We start from the raw sequence: 25,288 nt of genomic DNA, 5'->3' as shown, positions 1-25,288 counted from the left end.
GGCCGTAGTGAGTGGTTTTGATGAGATTAACTGCGTAGCGAGATGACTTTGATGACGACCGATAAAAAAACTCCCAAGGTATTATTAACCCAGATTGAAGATGCACTTGAAGAGCGTCAGCGCCAAGACCGGCGCCAATACCGTGAAGGTATTCCACAGGATGTACCTCACGAACGTCGTCGGGGCGACCGCCGTGAACGTAAAGCGGCAAAATAATCGATCAACAATAAAGGGGCTAACAAGCCCCTTTATTTTGCCTGCGAGAAACTACTATTTAGCGCAAGAGGTGTTTATCTCAAGAAAGTCCCGTTAGTACCTATCTTACCGATACCATTCAACACATAAATCCCCGCCGAATAGCTGGCCACACTAAAGCTGATAGTGCCGTTGGTGACGTTGATGCTAGTACCGGTCACCGCATCGCGATAGGTGCCATTCTTAACACCATTGACAGTAATTGACTGGCTACTGCTGGATGCCAACCCCACCACCACATAACTTCCCTCAGACGACAAATCGCGTACAAAACTCATACCTGCACCCCATTCGCTAACCTGTGTACTGGGCGCTTTTTGTAGCGCGGGAATGGCGCTGCGGATCTGGTTAAGGCGTTTTATGTGCTGATAGAGCGGATGGCTTTGGGTGGTTGCCAGATTGTCCAGATGGGGACCGAAATAAGCGCGGCCAGTCTGGTCTATAGTATCGCTGTTGCCGGCGATATCCTGTGGCAGGCCGCCCTGGAACATAATCTCTTCGCCGTAATAAAGAGTGGGGATGCCGCGGTTGGTCCAAAGCAGGTTGTAGACCATAGCCGCGTTGCCCATCTCGCCGCCGTAGCGATATTTAAAATCGTTGTCCGGGCCGACATCGTGGTTCTGGAAGAAGGTCACTAACTGGGTGGCGTCGCCGTAGACCCAGTCCATCGCCATCACCCCACCAATACCGCCGAAGTTGCCGCGGGTAACGTTATCGCGGAAGGTGGAGAAGACCGAGAAATCCAGTACCGAGAAACCTGAATCGCCGCCCGCGCGTGGGTCGGCCGGGTTACTGGTGGTGCGCGTATACCACCAGGGGCGGATCACTGCGCTGGCGTTATCGTTGGCGATTTCCGAGCCAAAGCCGGTACCTTTCACCAGATTCTCACCGAATACAAACAGACCGGGTTTATGCGCTTTCCAAGTATTGACGTAACTGAGCAACTCATTGCGCTCGATGTGTTTCACGGTGTCCAGGCGAATAGCATCCACGCCCATATCCAGATACATTTTCATAGCGCCGTTGAGGTAGTCTTTTACATTTTGGCGCCCGGTGGCCAGGTCGATAGTGTCGCCCGCCATATGTTTGCGCTGCAGCGCGAGTGGGCTCTCCCAATCGCCGCCCGACATAAAGCCATCCAGGTGATACCAGTTGGGGTCGAGGCTAGTGGCATCTATACCGAAGAAGCGATTGGCGTCATAACCCGCTTTAGGCACAGTCACACCGGTTTTGGGGTCAACTAGTGGGGTTATCCCCGCTGAATCGCTAGTGTGGCGCTCCTTGAACCACTGGGGAGCGACCGGATTATCGTTATCGTCGCGGAAAGTGCTTTTATAATCGCCTAAATTGCCGAGATAAGGTCCGTTAACGATGTTCCCTTGCACCCCGCCAGCTGGTACGTAGTATTTGATTGGCAGATGATCGATCCAGACCGCATTGCGCAAACCATATTGGCTCGAGTGGTTGATCACCACATCCTGGATCACTTTCAAACCTTTGGAATGGGCTGCATCGATGAAGTTTTTGTAGCTGGCATCGGGAGATTCCAAACGCGGGTCAACTTTGTAAAAGTCGTAGGCGTGATAGCCGTGATAATCCAGGCCAGAGCGGTTCTCTACCGGCGGCGTAACCCAGATGGCGGTAAAGCCGAGATCCTTGATGTAATCCAACTTTTGAATCAGGCCTTTAAAGTCGCCGCGCCAATGTGGATCGCCCGCTTTGTAACGGTCGCGGTTGTAATAATTGTTGCTCGCATCGCCATCGTAAAAACGCGCAGTGAGTAAAAAGTAAATTGTCTCCTTGCGGAAATCGCCATTCACAATCCCGGCGATAGAACTCGTTGCGCTGCTATTAGCGCCGCTGGAATGTATTGAAGAAACCGAAGATGAAGTTGACGATAAAACCAAAGACGAACTTACAGAAGATTTTATGCTGCTTGTACTGCTGGAAACATTACTGGAAGAGACAGAGGTAGTGACGGGTGTCAGCGTATACGCAAGCGTTGCGTCATTTACCTGTACGCGATAAGTGCCCACCAAGTTAGTGAAAATATCGCTGCCATTTTGATTCAAAATTCCATCGCCGTTGCTATCGCCGTAATTCACCGCCCAGTTAGTCGCGGTATCAAATTTAAAGCGCTGGCTGGCTTGCCCGTCCAATACAATTTGTGTTGACCAGATGTTATTGGCCACCAAATTCATGGGTGTTGTTGACCATCCATTCGCCGTCCCGCGAAAATTCAGTGCAGAAAAATTCTTGGTAAACCCAATCGAATCGCAACTGCTAACGGATTGGAGTGCGATATTTTTGCTGTTCGAATTAAACGTAATTTTGTATGACTGATTAGCAGCAACTCTGTAATCGTTAGCGGGATAACTTTCACTCCAGTTGCCGGTGCGATCAATTTTAAAACGTGGATTGGTACTGACCGCACCAAATGTTTGGCAGGTGGAAAATTCCGTGCTGCTGACTGACGTCAGTGCGGTGGTTGCCCAATTATTGGGTGTGCCGCGAAAATATCAATCGGCATGGCAAAGATTGCTGGCCAGCAGTGCACCTGCTGCAACCAGCTTGAGCGGGATATTCATAAAAACCTCGGGTGTTTGAGTCTAAAAATTATTGTTATGGTTAATGGCTCAACGCATAAAAACCACATCCCTGAGCCACACCGTCAGGAATTAACTGCATAGAAAAATAAAAATAAAAAGAAAAACAGGGAAACTAAAAATTCGGGCGCCTAGATGGCAAAGAATCTATAAAGCATTATTGTTGTTATGGCCTGCGGTAATGACAGGAGTATGTGCAAGGAAAAACACCAAGCAAGACTAGTCGGTGGGATTGTGGCAAGACAACAAACTGCATACGTATGCAGTTGATGAATACGTATGCAAATAGAAAATAGTAAAAATGAAAAAACTAATAGAAGTAATAACTACCCCACTGGCAACGAGGTTTTATCAATCGGTGATTTCAACACGAACGACGAGTGCACCCCGCTCACACCTTCAATCCGCGTGAGTTTTTGCAGCAAAAACTGTTGATAGGCATCCATATCTTTTACGATCACCTTCAATAAGTAATCGGCCGACTGCCCGGTAATCAAATGGCACTCCAATACTTCGGGATAAGCACTCACTGTTTTTTCAAACAAATCAAACCGGTCGGGTGTGTGTTTATCCATGCTGATCTGGATAAACGACACCAGAGTCAGCCCGAGTTTGCGGGCGTTGAGCAGGGCGACATAACCATCGATCAACCCCGATTCCTCCAGCGCGCGCACCCGGCGCAAACAGGGGGAGGGTGAAAGGCTGATGCTGTCGGCCAATTCCTGGTTGGAGATGCGACCATTGCGCTGCAAGGCTTCCAGTATCAAACGGTCATAGCGGTCGAGTTCCATAGCGGAAAATCTCAATTGATCGATATTAAATTTCACTTAAAAGTACTTTTAAGCAATAATATTGTTCTATTGTCGATATTAACACAAGCTTCGCAATCATCTGCCAATCATGCCTGCCTATACTAAACACATGTTGATAAAAGCCGTGCGCTATCCGTGCCGGTGCGGGGTTCCTGTCAGTGCGACCGCACATCAGGGAACCGGTAGCCGATAACCCTCAGCTGCCAATCCAGACCAGGCTTAATCAACCAAAACCACAAGAATTACTACAGCTCATGGGAACCTCTGGATAATTGCTCACCCGGCGGATTAGTCAGAGGTTCTCCATACATCTCTTCATACAGCTGTTGATTTTTAGCCCAGGCACAAAATTCCGGAGTCGATCATGCTTTCCAACCCATCCAGCAAATACCAGCGTTTTGTCGGCGTCTCCTTACCCGACCGCCAATGGCCGAATAAGCACATTGAAAAACCGCCGATCTGGATGAGCACCGACCTGCGCGATGGCAATCAGGCGCTGATCGACCCTATGTCCGTTGCCACCAAATTGCGTATATTTAAAGAATTGGTGGCGATTGGCTTTAAGGAAATCGAAATCGGGTTTCCCTCCGCCAGTGAAATTGATTACAACTTCACTCGCCAATTGATTGAAGAAAATTTAATTCCCGACGATGTCGCCATCGAAGTATTGGTACAGGCGCGTTACGACTTGATCGAGAAAACCGTTGAAAGTTTGCGCGGCGCCAAGCGTGCGATTTTGCATATGTACAATCCACTCGCACCCGCGTTCCGCAAAATTGTGTACAACACGGATGAAGCAGGCGTAAAAAATATCGCGATACAAGGCACCAAATGGTGCAAAGAATTAACTGCAAAAGCACCGGAAGTGGATTGGACTTTCCAATACTCGCCGGAAGTTTTTTCATCGACTGAAATCGAGTTGGTAAAAGACGTATGCGATGCAGTAGTGGAAATCTGGAATCCATCGCCGCAAAAGAAATTGATTATGAATTTGCCTGCAACGGTAGAGATGAATACGCCGAATACTTACGCCGATCAAATCGAATGGATTCATCGCAATATCAATCGCCGCGATTCTATTGTTATCAGCGTGCATCCGCACAATGACCGCGGTACTGCAGTGGCAGCTGCAGAGTTAGCAGTGATGGCCGGTGCCGATCGGATTGAAGGTTGTTTGTTCGGCAATGGCGAGCGCACAGGCAATGTGTGTTTGGTAACCTTGGCGATGAATTTGTACTCGCAAGGCGTTAACCCCGGTTTGGATTTTTCTGATATCGACCGCATTCGTAAATTGCATGAAGAGTGCACGCAATTGCCGGTGCATCCACGTCATCCTTATGCGGGTGAATTAGTATTTACAGCTTTCTCTGGTTCGCATCAAGACGCGATCAAAAAAGGTTTCGCGGTACAGAAAAAAGATGCTTTATGGGAAGTCCCTTATTTGCCAATTGATCCGGCCGATTTGAATCGCAGTTACGATGCGGTTGTGCGTGTCAATGCGCAATCGGGCAAAGGTGGTGTGAGTTTCTTGTTGCAACAAGAAGCCGGGTTGCAATTGCCACGGCGCTTGCAAATTGAATTCAGCGGCGCCGTGCAAAAGGTGAGTGATAGCACTGGCAAAGAAGTGAAAGCTTCAGACATTGTGAAAATTTTTAACGATGAATATTTATCCGTAACTACACCCATAACTTATCAATCGAGCAAATTCAGCGAGCAGGACGATACGCATCAGGTTGATATTGTTATTCACGCGCAACACCAGGATAAAACCGTGCAAATCAGCGGCAGCGGTAACGGCCCCATCGATGCAGCCGCTCACGCAATCAGCCAATTTATCGACGGCGAAGTGAGCGTGATTGACTACCACGAACACTCAGTGGGCGAAGGCTCGGATGTTGCTGCGGTCACTTATGTAGAAATCAAAGTGAAAAATGGCAAACCGGTTTACGGTGTAGGGCAGGATCGCAACATTATTACTTCAGCAGTAAAAGCGCTGATTAATGGTGTGAATCGCAGTGGGGCGGTTAGTTAATAATCTCTGCCATAAAATTCGAAAAGCGCTGCCGGTGAAAATTGGCTGCGTTTTTTTTGAATCCAAAAACAACAATGCTGCATCCAATCAATCGAGAAAATCATATTCCCATACCCCCCCAACCTGGGAATCTGGTTTTCTTCTTAACCCCGGTAGCGGTAGCTGCCGGGGGTTTTTACCTTTGGTAAGCCATAGCCTCCGTTGATAATCGTCTGGCACCGCTGATAGTCAAAAATACCCAGATAGCGAACTCTGTGTTAATTTGCCGTTCTTACTCGCGCGGCATATAAGTCTGCCGCAAATAATATTTGGGGAAGTGAATCCAACAGGATGAAGGGCGCGTCAAACCTGACAAGCTCCTGCGCACTCACCGCCACTCGATTGGGAAATCATATGGATAGCCTGCAAGAAATCCTTTACACGTTGCGCCAGAACAAACTGCGCACCGGGCTGACGGCCTTTGGTGTCTTCTGGGGCATCCTTATGTTGATCCTGCTGCTCGGTGCCGGGCGGGGGATGGAAAAAGCCTTTGCCGATGGTTGGAGTAACGATGTTGCCGATTCCATCTGGATATTTCCCAGTACCACCTCTGTTCCTTACCTGGGGTTGCCGGTTGGCCGCCAGATCGAACTCAACGAACGCGATATGGCTGCGATCCGTCAGCAAATTCCCGGGGTCCGTTTTCTCTCCAGCGAAAATCCGCTCGGCTCCTTTATCAACTCCGATGTCTCGGTCACCTATGGCCCCAAGTCCGGCAGCTTTGGTGTGTTGGGTGTGGCCGACCAGTATTTCAATATCAAAGAAAAAGTGCGCTTTGATGATGGCCGCCGGTTAAATCGTCTGGATGAAGATAACAACCGCAAAGTGGTGGTGATAGGCACACGGGTGAGCGAACGGTTATTTACGACCCATGCAGAGGCCATCGGCAAAGAAATTCAAATCAATGGTATTTCATTCAAAGTGACGGGATTGTTTTTTGATAAGGGCAACCAAGGGCGGATGTCCGAACGTGTTTATATTCCCGTGACCGCATTTAAAAAAGCGTTTGGCGGTGGGCAGCGGGTAGATTTGATCACCGTGCGACCAAAGCCCGGGGTCGATGCGATAAAACTCGAAGAAGAAATCATGGTCCTGCTGAAACAGCGCCACAAAATTGCGCCAGATGATGTGCGCGCGATTGAAGTCAGCAACAAAGCGCGCGATGCCGCTGAACTCAATGCCATGTTCGCTGGCTTGAATATGTTTATCTGGTTAGTGGGCATTGGCACTTTGCTCGCGGGGATTGTCGGCGTCAGCAACATCATGATTATCACCGTCAAAGAGCGCACCCGTGAAATTGGTATTCGCAAAGCGCTGGGTGCAAATCCCGCATCGATTGTCGGCAGTTTATTATTTGAATCTGTTCTGGTGACCGGTATTGCTGGTTACAGTGGCTTGGTACTGGGCGTGGCCATTCTTGAAGGTGTTTCGGCGTTGCTGACCAAAATGAATGTTGAGTTACCCTTTTTTCGCCAGCCAGAAATTGATATGGGTGTTGCAGTCAGTTCACTGCTGCTGTTGATCAGTGCCGGTGTTATTGCCGGGTTAATGCCCGCCTTGCGTGCAGCGCGCATCACACCCACTGAAGCCATGAAGGCCGAATAAAGGAATTCGTTATGTTTGATTGGGATAAGTGGCAAGAAATTATTATCAGCTTACGTAAACAGAAATTACGCACCGGCTTAACTGCCTTTGGTGTTTTCTGGGGCATTTTTATGCTTGTCATTCTCTTAGGGTTTGGCACTGGTTTTGGAACCAAAATTGAAAATATTTTTGGCGATGCAAAAAGTGTTGTTATTTTTTGGCCATCCAATACGACCCAACTGGCATTTGAAGGTTTGGGCAAAGGCCGCGCGATCAAGTTTACTCCGGAAGATGTAGAGGCGATTCGCCAATCTATTCCGGCAGTTAATCTGGTCGATGGTAAAAACAATCTCGGCAATTTTGGCGCAGCGCAATATATTGTCTATGGCAAAGAGAGCGGTTCATTTTCGGTGGCGGGAACCCATGCCGGTTGGGAGCCATTTGAATTTATTAAATTGCTTGAAGGCCGGTATATCAATCCATTGGATGAAAAAGAAAAACGAAAAATCGCGGTGATAGGAACACGGGTAAAAGAAGTGTTATTTAAAAGCGGCATTAATCCGATTGGCGAGTCGATTGATATCGGCGGTGTTAAATTCAAAGTAGTTGGGATTTACAAATCCAACGAACCTGATGGCTCCCAACAGGCTAATAGCCGCATCTTTCTGCCTAATGAAACCCTGCGTCAAGCATTTAACCAAACGGATGCTTTCCAGGTGTTGTTCTTTTCGCCCAAGCCGGGATTTAGCGCGTTTGATCTGGAGCGCGACGTTAAAAAATTATTGTATGAACGCAAAAAAATTCACCCGGATGATAGCGGTGTAATTGGTGGTTTTAATATGGAACAGAACTATCAACAAAACCGCGGCTTGGTAATGGGAATTTTGGGCTTTAGCTGGATGGTGGCCATAGGCACAATCATCGCGGGTGTTATCGGTGTGGGCAATATCATGTTGGTGGTAGTGAAAGAGCGCACCCGCGAAATCGGCCTGCGCAAAGCCATGGGTGCGACACCGACAAATATCAGTTTAATGATTATTCACGAGTCACTCATTATTACCATGATCGCGGGTTACGCTGGTTTGGCCGCAGGTGTGTTCCTGTTGGAAGGCATTCGCGCTTTACTGGCAAAAATGGGGCAGGCAGATGGCATGTTTTCAGCGCCCTATATCGATATAAAAATTGCGCTGATGGCACTGGCGGTGCTGGTGGTTACCGGTGTATTGGCAGCGCTCCTACCTGCAATCAAGGCTGCGTCGGTTAATCCCATCACTGCACTGCAAGACGAATAAATATTTTTAACCGGTTGAATCCAAGCCGCAAATTAGTGCATCAAAGTTAGCAAGAGTTATCGATAGTCACCAACGGTGACAGTTACGGATAGTGAATACTGACACTTGTCATCAGAGTGTTAAGCCCGGGTAAAAAAGCCGGTAAGCGCTTGAAAAATCATTAAGCTGGCCTGTGCAATCACCGCGCACAGCAAAGGAAACGAGCATGATCAAATTAACGAATATCCATAAATACTATCATTCTGGCGAACAGCCACTGCATGTATTAAAAGGCATCGACCTGCATATCCGCGAAGGCGAGTTGGTATCGATTATGGGTTCCTCGGGTTCGGGTAAATCAACCCTGCTCAATATACTCGGTATTCTGGATACGCACGATAACGGAGATTATTTTCTCGCCGGGCGCGAAGTCAAAAACCTCAAAGAAAAAACTGCTGCAAAAATGCGCAATGAATTATTGGGTTTTGTTTTCCAGTCGTTCAATTTATTGCCGTTTAAAAACGCTACGGAAAATGTGGCGCTGCCACTTTATTACCAGGGCGTTGGTCGCAAAGAGCGCAATTACCGCGCCGATCAATATCTGGAAATGGTTGGCTTGAGTAGCCGCGCTAAACATATGCCGAATGAATTATCCGGTGGACAAAAACAGCGTGTGGCGATTGCACGTGCATTGGTTACCAAACCGAAAGTCATTCTCGCCGACGAACCTACCGGTGCGTTAGACAGCCAAACTACACAGGAAGTGATGGCGTTGATGAAAGAAGTCCATCAGCTGGGTAATACGATTGTGATAGTCACGCACGAACAGGATATTGCTGACCAAACCCAACGGCAAATTATTTTAAAAGACGGCCTCATTATTTCCGGCAAGCATCACCATTCACATATTGCCGACGAAATTGCCGATCAGGATGAAGAAGAGATTCTTGGCTAAGAAAATAAGATTGGGTAAACAACATGCTCGATGGTTTGCAAGAAATTCTTTATACCCTGCGCATGAACAAATTGCGCACTGCACTGACGGCCTTCGGCGTCTTCTGGGGTATTTTTATGCTGATTCTGCTGCTCGGTGCCGGGCGCGGAATGCAAAATGGTGTCTATGAGGATTTTGGTTCTGATGTGCTCGATTTTATCGTCGCCTATACCGGCACTACATCTGTTGCCTACAAAGGCATGGGCTTGGGTCGGCAAATACAATTGACGCTTGAGGATGTGGAAGCCATCAAACAACAAATTCCCGGCGTGCGTTTTATTGCCGCCGAAAGTCAGCGCGAAGGTGTGTCTATTGTTTATGGGCGTAAAAATGCGAGCTTTGCGGTTTTGGGTGTGCCCGATGAATATTTCGATGTAAAAGAAAGCATTCCATTTAATCTGGGGCGCAAAATAAATCCGCTCGATGAACAGGAGCTGCGCAAAATTACGGTAATTGGCAGTGTGGTTGCCGAGCGGCTATTTGGCAAGGACGTCGATCCGGTAAATAAAGATGTGCGCGTCAACGGCGTGATGATGAAAGTGGTTGGCGTTTTTTATGATAAAGGCAATCGCGGCCGTGATTCAGAGCGCATTTATATTCCGCAGCCCACTTTCCAGAAAATATTTGGTGAGAGCAATCGTATCGGTTCGATTTGGTTGCGGCCAGAAATAGGTTTGGATGGTTTTGCTTTGGAGAAAAGTGTTATTGAATTATTGCAGCGCCGTCATTCGGTATCACCGGAAGATAAACGCGCAGTTCGCTCATTCAATATGGCGGAACCGGCAAAAATGGTGAACGGATTATTTTTCGGTATCAATGCGCTGATTTGGTTTGTCGGCTTGGGTACCTTGATGGCAGGTATTGTCGGTGTGAGCAATATCATGATTATTACCGTCAAAGAGCGCACCCGTGAAATTGGTATCCGCAAGGCGCTGGGTGCTACACCTTTTAGTATTGTTGGCACCCTGTTGTTTGAATCGATTTTAGTCACTGGTATTGCAGGTTATGCCGGGTTGGTATTGGGTGTGGGCTTAATTGAATTGATTTCGTTTGGCTTAAATTCCGCGGGCGCACAACTGCCGTTCTTTAAAGATCCGGAAATTAATTTTCAGGTAGCGATTACGGCTATTGTATTGCTGGTGGTTGTGGGTGCTTTAGCGGGCTTAATGCCCGCACTGCGCGCGGCGAAAATTATGCCCATTGAAGCCATGCGTGCGGATTAACAGGAGCCACTGATGATTATCGATACGGAAAAGTGGCAAGAGATTTTTAAAACCCTCGGCCAACATAAATTACGCACCGCCTTGACCGCGTTTGGTGTGTTCTGGGGCATTTTTATGCTCACCTTATTGCTCGGTGCTGGCAAAGGTTTGGAAAACGGTGTGAATGAAGGTTTTCCGCGTGTGCCCAATATTGTCTGGGTGTGGGTACAGGGCAATACGCAATTGCCTTATCAAGGCATGCCGATTGGAAGACAAATTGCGTTCAAACCCGAAGATGTGGCCGCGATTGAAAAAAATGTGCCCAGTGTTGGTTTTATCCGCGGGCAAAATTCAGTCGGCATCTGGAGTGGTACACCACCCTATGCAGTGCACAAAGATAAAAACGGGACTTTCTTCGTAGAAGGTATACATGCAAAGATGGAAAACATCAACTCGCTGGCGATGATTGAAGGCCGTAGCATAAATGAGTTTGATGATCGCGAAAAACGGAAGACCGTCATTATCGGAACACGCGTGCGCACGCAATTATTTGCTGAAGGTGAAAATCCGATTGGCGCAGACATCACCATTAACGGCATCAGTTTTAAAGTGGTGGGTGTTTTTAAATCCCTCGCCAATGGCAACCAACAGCAAGAAGAGGAAAAAATTTATATTCCCAACGATACCTTGCGCTACGCCTTTAATCAGGTGGGCTGGATTGGCAGTTTTGTTATCCAACCCAAGCCCGGTTTGCATGCACGCGTCGCTGAGGAAGATGTTAAAAAATATCTGGCCGAACTTAAAAAAGTTGACCCTAAAGATGTAGGCGTATTTGGCAGTTTTAATTTACAAAATGAATTCGACAAAATTGAAGGCCTGTTTACCGGCATTCAGGTATTTAGTTGGGTGGTGGCAATAGGCACCATCATGGCGGGTGCAATTGGTGTGGGCAATATCATGCTGATTGTAGTGAAAGAGCGTACCCGCGAAATTGGTTTGCGCAAAGCGCTGGGTGCAACTCCTGCATCTATAACTGGAATGATCGTACAAGAGGCCGTGTTTATCACCACAGTCGCTGGTTATTTCGGTTTAGTGATCGGGGTGTTGATTCTGGAAGGCATCGCAAAATTATTAGAGGCCGGTGGCGGTAAAGCCGGATTCTTTGGTAAACCAGAAGTGGATTTTGCTACGGCATTTACCGCGTTGGTGGTGTTGGTGATATCGGGTTTACTCGCTTCTTTGATGCCTGCGGCCAAAGCGGCCGGGGTAAATCCCATAATCGCTTTGCAAGACGAATAACCATTTTTTAAAACACACAATTTTTTATCAGCAATCGTAAGAAGGACACCATGAAAAAGTTTATCTGGTATGCAGTGTTGGGTTTGATCGCCGTAGTGTTTATTGGTACCGCCGTGTTTTTGTATAACAAATCCCAGGAGAAGCCGGTTACTTACACCTCGGATGCCGTGTTTAAAACCACTATTGTGAAAAAGACGGTAGCAGTGGGTAAAGTTATTCCACGCCGCGAAGTGGAAATTAAATCGCAAGTATCCGGTGTGGTTGAAAAGCTCTATGTGGTTGCCGGCCAGAATGTGAATAAAGGCGATATCATTGCCAAAATTACCTTAGCGCCCAATATGGTGATGTTGAACCAGGCTGAATCGCAATTGGAAACTGCCAAAATTAATTTGCAAAACGCGACCGATGAATTTGAGCGCCAGAAAAAACTGTTCGCCGACAAATTAATTTCTACTTCGGAGTACAACAAGTTTTTGCTCAATTATGATTTACAACGCGAAGCCGTGACTTCAGCGGAAAATAATCTGCTGTTGATGAAATCGGGCGCCACCAAAAAATCCGATAAAGTCTCCAACATGATTCCGGCTACCGTTACCGGTATGATTTTGGATCTACCCTTTAAAGAAGGTGCGTTTATTGTAGAGACAAGTTCGTTCGGTGCAGGTACTACTATTGCTACACTCGCCGATATGAACGATATGATTTTTGAAGGTATGGTGGATGAATCCGAAGTAGGCAAAATCCGCGAAGGTATGGAGTTGGTATTGGATGTAGGCGCATTGGAAGGGGAACCCTTTACCGCGATTCTTGAATATATTTCTCCTAAAGGTGTAACGGATCAAGGGACCATTAAATTCCAGATTCGCGCCGCCGTGAAACTGAGCGAAAAATTATTCCTGCGCTCCAACTACAGCGCCAATGCCGATATCGTATTGGATAAGAAGGAAAACGTTGTAGCGATCAACGAAGGTAACTTAATTGTGGAAGAAAAAGCCCAGTTTGTTGAGATCGAAACCGGCCCACAAAAATTTGAAAAGCGTGAAGTGAAAACCGGTATTTCCGATGGTATCAATATTGAAATTCTGGAAGGCTTGAAAGAGGGCGATAAGATCAAGCATCGCTAATAAGCAATTGCTCCTAAAGCCATGGTTAACATGGCTTTAGCATTTTCCTAATACTTACCTCTTCATCGCCTCAAACATTTTCAACTCCCAAGGGCGCATCGCTAGCAGTAAACCCAAATGTTGGCGTTTATCCAGCGGCAATTTTGCATCTGCCTGATTCAAGGCTGCTGCCTCCTGGGTCAACTGGTTCAGACGATTTTTAATAATAGCTGCCGATGCTGCCGAATAACTGCCGCGCATATAAAAACGAAAAGCCTGTTCCTGGCTGAAATCTCCCTCCATAAATTCCACAATTACATCGCTGCTCATAAACTGTTCCAACGGTCCGCCGGGAATCCAGCGAAAATCTTGCGCAATCAGCAATTTGTATTTATTGCCGGGCAAAAGCTGCAACATTTTTAATTTGTCGAGCCGCGCCAGTAGTCGGATACATTCGTGTTCTGTGATTTGGTAGTGGTTTATTATGTCGTTGAATGACCAGCCATCGCGGGCGCACACCGCCACCAACAATAATTTTTTATCGGCAATTAATTCTTCTTCCTGTTCTTGCGTCAATTGCGTAAGGCGGTGTTCTTTTTGGGTATTTAATAAAAATAAATCCGAAAGGCTCAATTCCAATAAACCGCAAATTTGTTCGAGCCGCTCCAGCGTAAAACTCTGGCTGGAAAAAATGCGTTTGATATTGGCTTCACTTAACTCCAGCGCCTGGGCTAAATCTTTGTAAGTGAGATTGCGGGCCTTGAGCAGTTGTTTGAGGGTATCGCACAGGGTGGTAATTTGGCTCACAGTAGCGGATTCCTATACTTTTGGTTTCGCAGCAGTCTAACTTATCCAGAAAAATTTACACCAGAGTCTGCGTCGATCACCAAGGAATACAGGCTAACAATTAAAGTCTATCGTCATTAATCGCAGAATAAACTGCTTACCTGAAATAAAAAGAGCCGCAAACGCGGCTCTTTTATTTCCAGTGGGTGCTTGAAACCAGAATTTATTTTTTAGTGGCTGCTACTTCCAGCTCCATAAAATAAATCGTTGTAGTACCTTCAAAACCAGAATCTGTACCCATCAGCACCCAAAGACTGCCTTTGTCATCAGTCACAGTTGAATAGGCGCCTTTTTCGGTAATCAGGGTTTTCTTCAAATAGGTGGTTACCACATCGGTTGCGCTGCATTCCTGGCTGTTGGCAAAATCCCCGGCGATAATTGCATCGCTACCACCGGCTGCCTGGTTGCCTTTATCCCAATTCAGCAATAAAAACCCGGTGCCGTCGTTGACTGCTTTAGGTTCATTTTTTGTCGCGCCGACTTTAATCCACACACTATTGCCTGGTGAGCCACCAATGCCGACGCAATTATTTTGCGCGTTAGTGCCAAAGGTTACTTTAAAACGCAGATCGTAGCGGGCGTTGGGTTCAAGCCCATCTACTTGCTTGGTGATAAACATAAACAAATCGTCGCTATGGTTATTGCCAGTGACTTTAAAACCCTTACGGGTAGTTGTTAATGCAGCTGGCAAATTAGCGTGCCCGGAACCCAACTCATAAAATTCTTCTTCACCTGCCGGGTAATCCGCAAATCCTGCCTTCCAACCGGTAATGCCCTCATTGAAATCGATATGTAACATTTTGGTGTTTGGATCTGCTTTGGGAAGATCGTCACTGCCGCAACCGGCAATAAAAAGCACCCCTGCTAAAATTGCGACCAACGGTAATGATTTCTTCCAGTTTCTACTAGCCATAGTGATTTCCTCAAGGGTTATTAGGCTATCTATCCTGAGGGGGCAAGGGGTAGCAAGTCTGTTGGTAAAGTGTTGCCGGTCGTTAAAATTTGTAACTGCCGTTAGATTCACAGCAGGTGCACAGGGCTTAATTTGGGTTCATCTGGGGACATATGCTAATCTAAGCGCCTTTTTCATGAGACTATTTTCCCCACTCTCAAAGTTTTTACTAATAAAATCTTTCTCCGTTTTCGGAAAGGAATACAGGTATGTTGAAGCAATCCCTCCGTTTATTCGTTGTCCTGAGTTTTGCACTTTTTGCCAATCTTCTATGGGCGGCTAAAGCTGTCGATTACACCCCACCCGATTTTATTCCTGACCAAGTGGTTAGCGACGAAAAGATTATCTACCTGCTCAGTAAAAGCAATAAAGCGGTTTATCGCTGGTCTATTGCCACCTCGGCGTATCTCAGTCCGCTTACGGTTGGGTTGGTAAAAGATGATGTTGAATATTTACCGACAACTATTGAGGTTGCACCAGGCCATAGCCGGTTATATATCGGTTATGAGACGGGCGATATTCGCTACCTGGCACTCAGTGGAACAGCAACAGAAAGAAGCTTTGCAACAACTGCTATGCCTATCAAGGAATTGGCTGCGGCGGGAAAATATTTGATTGTTGTAGATGGTACTTCGAACTACGTCGGCAATCGTTATTCATTCAATAATCGCGGTACTATTATTGAGCAAAGCTCGTCTTATTTGGATTTGGTTGATCACCATATTTGGAGCCCGGCAGATTCCAAAGTTTATCGTGTAGATTCGAGTCAGGTCGACGCCACGTCAATCGATCAAAAGACTGGCAGATTTGGCATACGTTCATTTCTATTTTCCACCCATAGCCTTGGCACAAACGGTCCAATACTAAGTATCTCAGCGGATGGGCGTTATTTACTGACACACACCGGGACAATAGCCGCCCCTTTGAGCCGCAATATATTTCTTGGGAATATCGGTGATTGGATAAAAGCAGGAAAATTTTTACCCGATGGCAGTATAGTTTCACTGAGAGGTGTTTTTTATTCCTGGCCCTCGAAAGCCATGTTAAAAATGCACGATGCCAATTTACGCGTAGTAGAGCAGCGCGAATATGCGGGTGAAGTGCTAAATATTTATGGTACTGCGAGCAAATATGCGGTGCTAATGGTGAATAACGAAAAACTGGAAATACATACTTACGTTCCCAACCCTGACAGCGATGGCGACGGAGTTGCTAATGCCACAGACGCATTTCCATTAGATGCAGCAGCCTCGCGCGATGCTGACAAAGACGGTTATCCCGATGCGTGGAATAAAAATCAAAATGCTTCGTCTAGTCCAACGGGGTTAGTGTTGGATGCTTATCCAAAAGACGCCGAGTGCAATTCATTGGCGCAGGGGGATGGCAAATTGTGTAACTATACGGCCACTACACCTGTCTTTACCCCGGATGCAGTGACATCCGATGCTAAAACCGTTTACTTGTTAAGTATTTATAATAAGAAAATATATCGTTGGTCGGTAGAGAAAGGCACTTATATCAGCCCATTAAAGCCGGGCATTACCAGCGGTTATCAACAACTTTTCCCCACGACTATGGCGTTCGCTGAAGACCAGAATCGTTTATATCTGGGTTATTCCAGTGGCGCTGTTAATTATGTCCAACCTTCCGGGTCTTCTACCGTAACTGAGAAGCCCTTTGCCACTGTTGATTCGGCAGTCTCGAAGCTGGTTCCCGCAGGAAAGATGCTGGTGATTCAAGATCAAATTAGCCGTTATAGCTTTGACTCAAAAGCTGTACAGAAAGATAAAAAACAACAATATCCGGACTCGGCAAAATATACATGGGATAAAGTTAACAGTCGTTTGTATTTTCTGAGCTCCAGTTACACTAATTATCAATTTTATTATTTTTTGGTAAATCAAACTTCCGGAAAACTGTCTGAATATAAATCGTCAGCTTTTAACATAAATAATAGTTTGGGAAATTTACTGACCCTGTCACCTGATGCGCGCCAAATCCTGTTGGGTAATGGTGACATCTTCAAAGCGGAGAATCTCAGTCTTTCCCGCTCTCTGGGGCGTCGATCCGATGCGGCAAAATGGTTGGCGGATGGGTCAATTGTGCAGGCGTATTCGCTGGGGCAAAAAATTGTATTGTCGCGCATTGATCAAAGTAATCAGCTGCTTGAAACAACCTCGTTTGATGGCGATTCGCTGGTGGGTATCTTCGGTACCGATAAAGCTTTGGTTGTACTTGCCTTTAGATTTGGCAAGTTGGTCAGCTACGCTTACACACCAAAAGACGATATCGATGGTGATAAGGTTCCTAATGCGCAAGATGCATTTCCCAATGATCCAGCGGCCTCAGTAGACAGTGATAATGACGGTTATCCGGATAGTTGGAATCGTGGATACAATCAATCCAAAAGCACGACCGGATTAGTGCTGGATGCTTATCCAAAAGATTCCGCATGTGCGTTAATAAGCGATGGTAACGGAACGATTTGTGATTACGCTGCAAGAGTGCCTGCGTTTATACCAGATCAAATCATCAATGAAGGCGATATTGTTTATTTGTTGAGTAAAGCCAACAATCGCATTTATCGTTGGTCGATCACTGCGGGTAATTATATTAATCCGCTGGTAGTTGGAACAAAGGAGGGAACTAATACACTGGCGCCAACCTCGTTTGCCATAGTTGCTGATCATCAGCGCGTATATTTGGGTTATTCAAATGGACAAATAAATTATATTAATTTGGATGGTGCCAAAGAAAATTCTTTTGCTATTAAAACCGCCGGGCATCAACAATTAGTTGCAGCAGGAAAATATCTACTCATTAATTCAGCCTATCAATATTCCTCTTCGGGTGAGCTCGGAATTTATGACAAGAGCGGCGCTGCAATGTTCAACGGAGGCAGCTTTTACACCTCCTATACATTCGGTTGGGATGCTGTTAACTCAACAGTTTATTCATTTCGCGATAATACGTCTCCGAATGATTTATTGTTTCGTGTAATTGATCAGGCCACTGGCAATGTCACCGCGAGCGGTGAATCTCCGTACCACGGTGATTACCTTATTAAATCCCCTATTAGGCCATCAACCGATGGCAGTCTAGTCTTACTGGGTAGTGGTGATTTGTACGAACAGAGTCAATTGAAGTGGGTTGGTTCCTTGGGAACGCAAATCGATGACGCGAGATGGTTGGCTGACAACTCGTTAGTGACGATTAAAAACCACGATAGCCTAATCAATCTTCAGCGGCGAGACACCACACTAAAACTGGTAGAAGAAATCAGCTTTGCAGGAATTGGTTTGGGCATTTTTGGTAGTGATAGCAAAATGGTGGTGTTAGCGCTTGATGATGAAGGGAAGTTACAAGCGCATGTTTACTCACCATCTAACGACACTGACGCCGATGGAGTGAGTAATACTGCTGATGCATTTCCAATGGATCCTGCAGCATCGGTTGATACCGATAACGATGGTTACCCGGATTCCTGGAATTCAGGTAAAGACGCTGTTGATAGCACCAGTGGTTTAACGTTAGATGCTTATCCTGTGGATTCTGCTTGTTATCTGTCGGAGCACGGCGACGGCAGCAATTGCGATTACGCAGCGACTATGCCTGAATTTATTCCTGATCAGATTGTCAGTGATGGCGATATAATTTATTACCTCAGCAAAAGCAATGGCAGAATTTATCGGTGGTCTATCGCTGATGAGAAATTTATTAATCCCTGGATTGTTGGTATTACTCAAGGCTTTACTCGTGTTTCACCACGCAAAATGGCCTTGTCACAGGTTCACGGGCGCATGTATTTGGGCTATGAAACGGGGCAAGTTCGGTATATCAATTTAAGTGGTGTTAAAGAGAATGATTTCACTGCAGTAGCTATGTCCGTTAACGGTCTTGCAGCGGTGGGTGATCACTTATTGGTTCAAGACAGCAGCGGTGCTTGGGCAACTCACTATATCTATGATGCAGCGGGTGCACTCACCGATAGCAAAGACTGGAATTATTATTCACACGAATACGCGTGGGACTCGGTAAATTCTAAAGTCTATTTTTTCCGGGATGATACCAGCCCTAACGATCTTCATTTTGAAGTTATTGATCCAGCCACTGGTATGATCACTCAAGAAGGTGAGACGCCATACCATGGTGCATACAACACCTCGGGGGTCATTCGTGTTTCGGGTGATGGAACGCGAGTCTTGCTCGGCAGCGGCGATATCTATAACGGTGCAGATCTGACTTGGGCCACGTCTGTGGGTGCCATGGTTGATGCGCGCTGGCTTGCGGATAGCTCTCTGGTCACAGTAAAAAATAGTGGTAATCAATTTGTCGTTGAGCGGCGCGATGCAAGTTTGAGATTGGTTGAACAACGAATTTTTGCTGGCGAAGTATTGGGTATTTTCGGCTCGGATACTGAGATGACTCTGTCCGCTTTTATTGATGGCAAGCTTGGCGCCTATGCTTATGTGCCTAGTGATGACAGCGATAATGACGGCGTAGAAAATACGCTAGATGCGTTTCCGCTTGACCCTGCTGCTTCTGTTGATACCGACAATGACGGCTATCCCGATGCTTGGAATGTTGGTTATACCCAAGCGGATAGCACCTCCAATTTGAATCTTGATGCCTACCCTCAGGACTCTGCCTGTTATCTGCCAGCTCATGGTAATGGTACCGATTGCGACTATGGTGCGACCATTCCAAATTATGTGCCTGATCAGATTGCCAGTGATGCGGAATACATTTACCTGCTAAGTAGCACCAATCAACGAATTTATCGCTGGTCATTGGTGGATAAAAAATATGTAAATCCTTTTGTGATTGGCTACAAACAAGGTTTAGCTACTTCCTTGCCGAAAAAAATGGCACTGTCTGAGGCACATCAACGGATTTACTTGGGTTATGAGTCAGGCGCGATTCGCTATGTGGATCTGGCAACAGGGCAGGAACTGCCATTCGCAAACACCGCAATGGCGGTGAATGGTTTGGCTAGTGTGGGCAACTATCTATTGGCGCAGGATTATAGTGGTGCTTGGGCTGCTCACTATATTTTCGATCAAACTGGCACCATGACAGACTACAAGGATTGGAACTACGCATCAACGGAGTACACGTGGAGCCCGTTAGATTCCAGAGTCTATTACAGTGGTTATTGGGAGGCGGTTGATCAAGAAACCGGAAAGATCACCAGTCAAGGTTCATTGCCTTATGCCTATGGTTACGACCAGCTGGGTACTCGCGTATCGCCAGATGGGTCAATGGTGCTGTTAGGAAATGGCGCTATTTATTCATCTATTGATTTGAGCCTCCAAAAAAATCTTTCTACTTCGCTGCGTGACGCTCTTTGGACAGGCTTCGCTCTCACTACCTTGGAGTATAACCAGCTGAAGGTGCGCAGCCCGATAGACTTCTCTGAGTTGCAAAGTCATCCAGTGACAGGAACCGCATTGCGTATTGCCGCTGATGGTCAATATGCCGTTGTTGTTCATGTCGTAAATGGTGCGGTCCAGTTCAGCCAATTCGCGATTGGCGATAGCGATGGCGACGGCCTGCCAAAATGGTGGGAAGAGTCTAATGGATTAGATGATGACTATGCCGGCGATGCAGCGTTGGATTCTGACGGCGACACTTTAACCAATCTGGAAGAGTATCAAGCCAAAACTAACGCCAATCTAGTCGATACTGATGGTGATGGGATCAGCGATGGTGACGAAGTGAAAACCCATTTCACCAACCCGATTAAGACTGATTCAGATGCCGATGGATTAACCGATTATGTGGAATTGTTTGATCACCAAACTGATCCACTTAATCCGGATACAGATAACGACACTTACAGCGATTATGCAGAGGTAAGCGTTTATGCCACCGACCCTAAAGATGCGACCTCTGTTCCACCCGCGATAACGACAATGCAGGAATCTTTTGAAGCGGACACCTTGTCGCCCCTTTGGGTGGCTGGCACCAACAACAATGCAAACTGGACCGTCGATATTTCCAGCGCCTTTGCGGGGGCAAATAGCATCCGCTCAGGCGCGGTTGATCATAATCAGCGCAGCTCGATAGTATTTAAAGGATTATTTGCCGCAGGCACTTTAAGTTTTCATGCGCGAGTTGACGCGGAGGGTTGCTGCGATAAGCTGCAGCTTTTTGTGGATGGCGAATGGCGTCTTGAAGTTAGCGCCTATTCTTCACCGTGGGCGCAATACTCAGTTCAACTGACAAGTGGTAACCATGAAATTGAATGGCGCTATAGTAAAGATAGCAGTGTCGTCACCGGTGCTGATGCGGCTTGGATCGATAAAGTAGAATTTACAGCGAACTAAAAAGAGTTAGGTGGATGTAGTGTGGGGCCCCCAGGGTATGAAAATAAAAGTGATTTTCTTACTGGCAGGTTCAATAGCTGTGCTCTTGGCAGCCTTCTATTACCTGCGGCCCGTGCCTGTGGTTCAAGATAATGGTGCTATTGAGGTAAAGGCTCTCCCCCTCGCGGCGGTTTCTAGCTCGACCTCATCTGCTTCTATCGCAATAAAAAATAACGCCGCTTTTGTATCCGAGCCCCCAATAGCAGGAGCCCCGAGCGGCGGATTTGATGCTGAAGCATTAGTCGCAAAGTTGGCATTGAGCGAGGATAACGGGAAGATTGAGTTTGTTAAGAACACCCAGGGGGTGATAATTAAGGAGTTAGATCAGGATCCGGCTAGTATTTCATTCCAAAAACCGCTCCGAGAGTATGGATATCTGAATGGAAAAGTTAATTCGATGACTCGGTATGAGTACAGTTCAGGGAAAGTTACCGCTTATAAACTACATGTTGCATATGACTCAGCCGGTGAAGTGTCGGATTATCGGGAGTCGTCAACTACTCATGATTTCCAGTGAGCCTGAAACAAATAGCGAATCCTAGCTACAAATCATTACAGTCTCTTTTGCTGATCAAGACTATAAATAGACTATCCCCTTTTTTCTCCGTACATTCTCTATATGAGCCTTACTCACCGATTGATTACCTGTGTCTTTCCCATGGCCTTCGCGCCTTTGTTGGCGATAGGTGCGTTTGCCTGTGAGCTGGAAACTGAAGACTGCGTTGAAATCGGTAAGTGGGAATTGAGCCTGGGCGTGGGTGCGGGTATACGCACTAATCCGCTGGAGGCGACACCCGATATCCCGCTATTTTTAATTCCGGAAGTAAACTACAACGGCGAGCGCTTTTTTATCCAGAACCTCGATTTTGGATTTATTCTCTGGGAGAGCGAAACCCAGCAGCTCAATTTGTTGGCCACCCCAAGCTATGACCAAGTGTATTTCCATCGCTGGAGTCCTAGCAATTTTTTTATTGATTCCAATGGCTTTGCCACTACTGGTAAAGGCAGCACTGATGATGAAGATCTGCCAGTGATTGATACCGGTGGTGATAAAGAACTGATTGCGCCCGGTTTTAAAGATGTGCAAACGCGCCAATTACGCAATCGTCGAATGGCCGGTTTGGGCGGAATTGAATACAGTGTTACTACTACACTGGTTGATTTGCAGTTGCAGTATGTTACTGACTTTACCGGTGTTCACGACGGCGATGAAGTACGTGTAGCCCTCGCGAAATATTGGTCAACTGGCCGCCACCAGATTTCAGCTTCGGTTGGCGCAATCTGGCAAAGCAGTGAAGTCATCAATTATTACTACGGAGTTACTGGGCCTGAAGCTGACCTCCGCGGTACCTACAGCACTGATGCCGTCCTGACGCCAGTGGCGCGAGTGGAGTGGAATTATCAAATGACCGAACGCTGGGATTTGCGTTTCTTGGCCAATTATCGCCAGTTACCCGATGAGATCTCAGCCAGTCCACTAATAAATGACAATAAAGTGATCACTGTTTTCATTGGGGGGGTGTACCATTTCTGATGGGGACCTGCTGAGCGCACGCGCCATAACACTTCTGACGGTATTCCTTTTCCTGGCAGTCTTACTGCAGGGAAGCTATGCGCTCGCCGATAATTTATCGCAAGCGAGTTCATCATCATTACCGCTAATCCAGTTTTCAATCAAACCGCGCTTGTGTGTATTAAATGCGGGCGAAGAGATGTGCCGCGATGAACTGGAAGTAAAATGGATATCGGCGCAAGCGCGTTCGTTGTGTTTATACCAGACCGATAAAACCGAACCCTTGCGCTGTTGGCAAGATGCCACCAAAGGCGAATACCAATTTGAATTGACGGCGAGTGTCAGCACCGATTTTCAATTACGCGAATTGGACAGCAGTACCTCGCTGAGCGACCAGCGCTTTCAAGTTGTATATAACGAAAAAAAATACCGCAAAGCCAGGCGTAATCCCTGGAGTTTTTTTTAGCAATCACGCCTGATAACCCACGGACTTTTTAATAGGGTGTTAACCATGCTGCAAACGCTTATCAAAAAAATACTGTTCTGCTTTCTCTGTATATCCACTCCGGCTTTTGCCCAAACTGCGCTGTTTCATATGCAAGGAGAATCGGGCGATAGGGAAATGTATTTTGCCGATTTCCGGGTAGTTTCAGATCGTACGCCGATGAATATGATCTTTGGACCGATCAGTGTAAAAGAGTTGGATGTAACGGCCGTATATGAAAGTGAAGCCAAACCTGAATATGTTCTAATGCGCTTGCAGTTTGAGTGTATGGTTAAGCATACCTTTGACGGGAAAAATATCCCCAAACAGCCTGGTTTTAATGATCCCGTGACTATGCGCATGGCAGAAAATAGCTACATGTTGCGCCGATCAGATTTAAAAAGCCAAGCGGTTCCCAGTAGTGAATGGAAGAAAGCAAATTCACCCATGCTGTTGAAAGCTGCAAAAATCGCCTGCAATGATGATGTTATGCACAGCGCAGTTAAGGCTGCGTTAAATAAAAGGACGGAACAATTTGAAATGGAAAAATTCAACAAAAAAATAAATAAAATTGGGTTGCCATCGGATTTTTATATGGTCAGCTACTCGACCCCGCCTGAATTTCTGGATTTCGCATGGCAGGTAGCCTGGTGGCCAAAAAAACGCCCTGATCCTACGGGTAGATGGTCGAGTTATCCCACAAAAAAAGAATGGGCTGAGTACCAGAAAAAAATGGCGGAATTGGAAGGAGGTATCCAATCTGCAGCGCAAACGATAAAAGAAGATTTGGAGGCGAATCTTGCCGATATGCAAGCCGAGTTTGATTTTAAAGACGAAGCAGCAAAAGTCCAGGGTAAGCGGAAGTTGAATCGTTATGAAGTGAATTTAATTCAAGTCTGGCTCGGAAAAACGGAAGCGGATGTCGTGAGAAAAATGGGCAACCCTGCCGTCAATGAGGCGGGCAATATGCGCTTTTTGGATTATGCAAATGAATTCAGCAATAAATCAGTAGTGATGGATATGAAGTCCGGCGCTGCTTGGGAGGAAGGTATTTATTCGCGCTGCAATTTCCAATTCATTTTCATTCCGGACAAGAGTTCGGCTTGGCGTGTTGCCGATGTCCGCGTATGGGCTGAGGGCGACGCCAGTTTCACCTGTAGCGGTTTTGCGGAAGTTCCGGATTAATAGGAGATAAAATGAAATACCTAACCAGCATTTTAAGCACAACGTTTTTCGCCGCCCTTATTTCTACACAAGTAAGCGCAGCCAGTTGCCCGGGTGGCATGATCGCCCAGGGGAGCACTTGCGTAGCTGATCACAAAGCAAAAACTGCTGCCGCTGACAGCAATTTTGACGTCCTTGGCGGCATTATGGATACCAGCAAAAAGGAAATTAATGTTAAAGAAGCCATTGACAGCAATGTTAAAAATTTCCTTGATGACCCAAAGCACAAAGCTTGGGAGCAGGGCAGTTGGGAATTTTTTCAAGCTAATTCCAATGCAAAAAAAGGTGAATATTGCACAGCATTATTCAACAAACAGGGAAATATAGTTGCATTAATGGGGCCTGGTGGTTCCTATAAAGGTGCGCTTTTGGCCTTCTCAAATATTGCTGAAGTGGCAAACGGCGGAGGTAAATTTCCGATACCGGAGAAGCCCGGGACAATTGAGCTTGCCCTTTATCAAAATGATGAGCCACCGGCAAAAGTGAAAGCCTTTCATTGGGATCTTGGTCAGGAAAATTTAGTGGGCGATGAAAAACCCCTGATTGTATTTGCGGTACCTACCATTGAAGCAGCACTGGAGACGATGGAAGAGAAAATTAATTTCCGCCTGGAATATAACGGCGAAATTATTGAGCAGGTGGAGTGGCACTCGGGCCAAATGGCAAAACAAAAATTACAGGCTTGCCTATCAGGCAAATAGTTT

The 25,288-nt window shown here is 46.5% G+C and carries 19 protein-coding genes; 15 read left to right on the top strand and 4 right to left on the bottom strand.

What is annotated here, in order from left to right:
* Window positions 1-51 precede the first annotated feature (51 nt).
* Complete coding sequence (locus J2X05_RS04375) at window positions 52-216, top strand: hypothetical protein (RefSeq protein WP_310069131.1); 165 nt, start codon at window positions 52-54, stop codon at window positions 214-216.
* A 74-nt stretch (window positions 217-290) separates the two neighbouring features.
* On the opposite strand, the gene J2X05_RS04370 is transcribed toward J2X05_RS04375, so the two are convergent.
* Window positions 291-2,456: an alpha-amylase family glycosyl hydrolase gene (locus J2X05_RS04370; protein WP_310069128.1), complete on the bottom strand. Its 2,166-nt coding sequence runs from the start codon at window positions 2,454-2,456 to the stop codon at window positions 291-293.
* Window positions 2,457-2,715: 259 nt separating this feature from the next.
* Between J2X05_RS04370 and J2X05_RS04365 the strand changes: the two genes are divergently transcribed.
* Window positions 2,716-2,862, top strand: coding sequence for a hypothetical protein (locus tag J2X05_RS04365; protein ID WP_310069125.1), 147 nt, complete (start codon window positions 2,716-2,718; stop codon window positions 2,860-2,862).
* 325 nt (window positions 2,863-3,187) lie between these two features.
* Here J2X05_RS04365 and J2X05_RS04360 read toward each other — a convergent pair whose 3' ends face one another.
* Complete coding sequence (locus tag J2X05_RS04360) at window positions 3,188-3,652, bottom strand: Lrp/AsnC family transcriptional regulator (RefSeq protein WP_310069453.1); 465 nt, start codon at window positions 3,650-3,652, stop codon at window positions 3,188-3,190.
* A gap of 385 nt (window positions 3,653-4,037) precedes the next feature.
* Between J2X05_RS04360 and leuA the strand changes: the two genes are divergently transcribed.
* The 7 genes from leuA (at window position 4,038) to J2X05_RS04325 (ending at window position 13,218) form a co-directional block, all read left to right on the top strand.
* Window positions 4,038-5,705 (top strand): 2-isopropylmalate synthase, encoded by a 1,668-nt coding sequence (leuA, locus tag J2X05_RS04355; RefSeq protein ID WP_310069124.1) that lies wholly within the window; start codon window positions 4,038-4,040, stop codon window positions 5,703-5,705.
* A gap of 393 nt (window positions 5,706-6,098) precedes the next feature.
* The gene (locus tag J2X05_RS04350) at window positions 6,099-7,349 is read left to right on the top strand and encodes an ABC transporter permease (protein WP_310069121.1); all 1,251 of its coding nucleotides are present in this window, start codon (window positions 6,099-6,101) and stop codon (window positions 7,347-7,349) included.
* A gap of 11 nt (window positions 7,350-7,360) precedes the next feature.
* Window positions 7,361-8,620: an ABC transporter permease gene (locus tag J2X05_RS04345; protein WP_310069118.1), complete on the top strand. Its 1,260-nt coding sequence runs from the start codon at window positions 7,361-7,363 to the stop codon at window positions 8,618-8,620.
* Between the two features lie 205 nt (window positions 8,621-8,825).
* Entirely contained in the window at window positions 8,826-9,554 is a 729-nt protein-coding gene (locus tag J2X05_RS04340; protein WP_310069114.1) for an ABC transporter ATP-binding protein, read from the top strand.
* Between the two features lie 23 nt (window positions 9,555-9,577).
* A complete protein-coding gene (locus tag J2X05_RS04335) occupies window positions 9,578-10,816 on the top strand; it encodes an ABC transporter permease (protein WP_310069113.1) in 1,239 nt (412 codons plus the stop codon).
* A gap of 12 nt (window positions 10,817-10,828) precedes the next feature.
* Window positions 10,829-12,094: an ABC transporter permease gene (locus J2X05_RS04330; protein ID WP_310069111.1), complete on the top strand. Its 1,266-nt coding sequence runs from the start codon at window positions 10,829-10,831 to the stop codon at window positions 12,092-12,094.
* 50 nt (window positions 12,095-12,144) lie between these two features.
* Complete coding sequence (locus J2X05_RS04325) at window positions 12,145-13,218, top strand: efflux RND transporter periplasmic adaptor subunit (protein ID WP_310069110.1); 1,074 nt, start codon at window positions 12,145-12,147, stop codon at window positions 13,216-13,218.
* 54 nt (window positions 13,219-13,272) lie between these two features.
* Here the strand turns inward: J2X05_RS04325 and J2X05_RS04320 are convergent, their stop codons facing one another.
* Window positions 13,273-14,004, bottom strand: a complete 732-nt coding sequence (locus J2X05_RS04320) for a helix-turn-helix domain-containing protein (protein ID WP_310069106.1) — start codon at window positions 14,002-14,004, stop codon at window positions 13,273-13,275.
* Between the two features lie 202 nt (window positions 14,005-14,206).
* Window positions 14,207-14,956, bottom strand: coding sequence for a hypothetical protein (locus J2X05_RS04315; RefSeq protein ID WP_310069103.1), 750 nt, complete (start codon window positions 14,954-14,956; stop codon window positions 14,207-14,209).
* Window positions 14,957-15,204: 248 nt separating this feature from the next.
* Here J2X05_RS04315 and J2X05_RS04310 point away from each other — a divergent pair, with 248 nt between their 5' ends.
* The 6 genes from J2X05_RS04310 to J2X05_RS04285 all read left to right on the top strand — a co-directional run bounded on the left by J2X05_RS04310 (window position 15,205) and on the right by J2X05_RS04285 (window position 25,285).
* Window positions 15,205-21,324, top strand: coding sequence for a hypothetical protein (locus J2X05_RS04310; RefSeq protein ID WP_310069100.1), 6,120 nt, complete (start codon window positions 15,205-15,207; stop codon window positions 21,322-21,324).
* 37 nt (window positions 21,325-21,361) lie between these two features.
* Window positions 21,362-21,880 carry a hypothetical protein gene (locus J2X05_RS04305; RefSeq protein ID WP_310069097.1) on the top strand — a complete coding sequence of 173 codons (519 nt, stop codon included), beginning with the start codon at window positions 21,362-21,364 and terminating at the stop codon, window positions 21,878-21,880.
* Window positions 21,881-22,021: 141 nt separating this feature from the next.
* Complete coding sequence (locus J2X05_RS04300; protein WP_310069094.1) at window positions 22,022-22,897, top strand: MipA/OmpV family protein; 876 nt, start codon at window positions 22,022-22,024, stop codon at window positions 22,895-22,897.
* Window positions 22,875-23,342 (top strand): DUF3019 domain-containing protein, encoded by a 468-nt coding sequence (locus tag J2X05_RS04295; RefSeq protein WP_310069092.1) that lies wholly within the window; start codon window positions 22,875-22,877, stop codon window positions 23,340-23,342. Before J2X05_RS04300 ends, J2X05_RS04295 begins: the two co-directional genes overlap by 23 nt.
* 45 nt (window positions 23,343-23,387) lie before the next feature.
* On the top strand, window positions 23,388-24,545 hold the full coding sequence (locus J2X05_RS04290) for a hypothetical protein (protein WP_310069089.1): 1,158 nt from the start codon (window positions 23,388-23,390) through the stop codon (window positions 24,543-24,545).
* A 185-nt stretch (window positions 24,546-24,730) separates the two neighbouring features.
* The gene (locus tag J2X05_RS04285; RefSeq protein WP_310069087.1) at window positions 24,731-25,285 is read left to right on the top strand and encodes a hypothetical protein; all 555 of its coding nucleotides are present in this window, start codon (window positions 24,731-24,733) and stop codon (window positions 25,283-25,285) included.
* The last annotated feature ends 3 nt before the right edge of the window (window positions 25,286-25,288 follow it).

The organism is Cellvibrio fibrivorans, assembly GCF_031457055.1.
Classification (GTDB): domain Bacteria; phylum Pseudomonadota; class Gammaproteobacteria; order Pseudomonadales; family Cellvibrionaceae; genus Cellvibrio; species Cellvibrio fibrivorans.
This window is presented reverse-complemented; position numbering and strand designations above follow the sequence as displayed.

What these genes read in the sequence shown, in the direction of transcription:
- J2X05_RS04375 (WP_310069131.1), top strand. Translation starts at nt 52, where the DNA reads ATGACGACCGATAAAAAAACTCCCAAGGTATTATTAACCCAGATTGAA.
- J2X05_RS04370 (WP_310069128.1), bottom strand. Translation starts at nt 2,456, where the DNA reads ATGAATTTGGTGGCCAATAACATCTGGTCAACACAAATTGTATTGGAC.
- J2X05_RS04360 (WP_310069453.1), bottom strand. Translation starts at nt 3,652, where the DNA reads ATGGAACTCGACCGCTATGACCGTTTGATACTGGAAGCCTTGCAGCGC.
- leuA (WP_310069124.1), top strand. Translation starts at nt 4,038, where the DNA reads ATGCTTTCCAACCCATCCAGCAAATACCAGCGTTTTGTCGGCGTCTCC.
- J2X05_RS04350 (WP_310069121.1), top strand. Translation starts at nt 6,099, where the DNA reads ATGGATAGCCTGCAAGAAATCCTTTACACGTTGCGCCAGAACAAACTG.
- J2X05_RS04345 (WP_310069118.1), top strand. Translation starts at nt 7,361, where the DNA reads ATGTTTGATTGGGATAAGTGGCAAGAAATTATTATCAGCTTACGTAAA.
- J2X05_RS04340 (WP_310069114.1), top strand. Translation starts at nt 8,826, where the DNA reads ATGATCAAATTAACGAATATCCATAAATACTATCATTCTGGCGAACAG.
- J2X05_RS04335 (WP_310069113.1), top strand. Translation starts at nt 9,578, where the DNA reads ATGCTCGATGGTTTGCAAGAAATTCTTTATACCCTGCGCATGAACAAA.
- J2X05_RS04330 (WP_310069111.1), top strand. Translation starts at nt 10,829, where the DNA reads ATGATTATCGATACGGAAAAGTGGCAAGAGATTTTTAAAACCCTCGGC.
- J2X05_RS04325 (WP_310069110.1), top strand. Translation starts at nt 12,145, where the DNA reads ATGAAAAAGTTTATCTGGTATGCAGTGTTGGGTTTGATCGCCGTAGTG.
- J2X05_RS04315 (WP_310069103.1), bottom strand. Translation starts at nt 14,956, where the DNA reads ATGGCTAGTAGAAACTGGAAGAAATCATTACCGTTGGTCGCAATTTTA.
- J2X05_RS04310 (WP_310069100.1), top strand. Translation starts at nt 15,205, where the DNA reads ATGTTGAAGCAATCCCTCCGTTTATTCGTTGTCCTGAGTTTTGCACTT.
- J2X05_RS04305 (WP_310069097.1), top strand. Translation starts at nt 21,362, where the DNA reads ATGAAAATAAAAGTGATTTTCTTACTGGCAGGTTCAATAGCTGTGCTC.
- J2X05_RS04300 (WP_310069094.1), top strand. Translation starts at nt 22,022, where the DNA reads ATGGCCTTCGCGCCTTTGTTGGCGATAGGTGCGTTTGCCTGTGAGCTG.
- J2X05_RS04290 (WP_310069089.1), top strand. Translation starts at nt 23,388, where the DNA reads ATGCTGCAAACGCTTATCAAAAAAATACTGTTCTGCTTTCTCTGTATA.
- J2X05_RS04285 (WP_310069087.1), top strand. Translation starts at nt 24,731, where the DNA reads ATGGATACCAGCAAAAAGGAAATTAATGTTAAAGAAGCCATTGACAGC.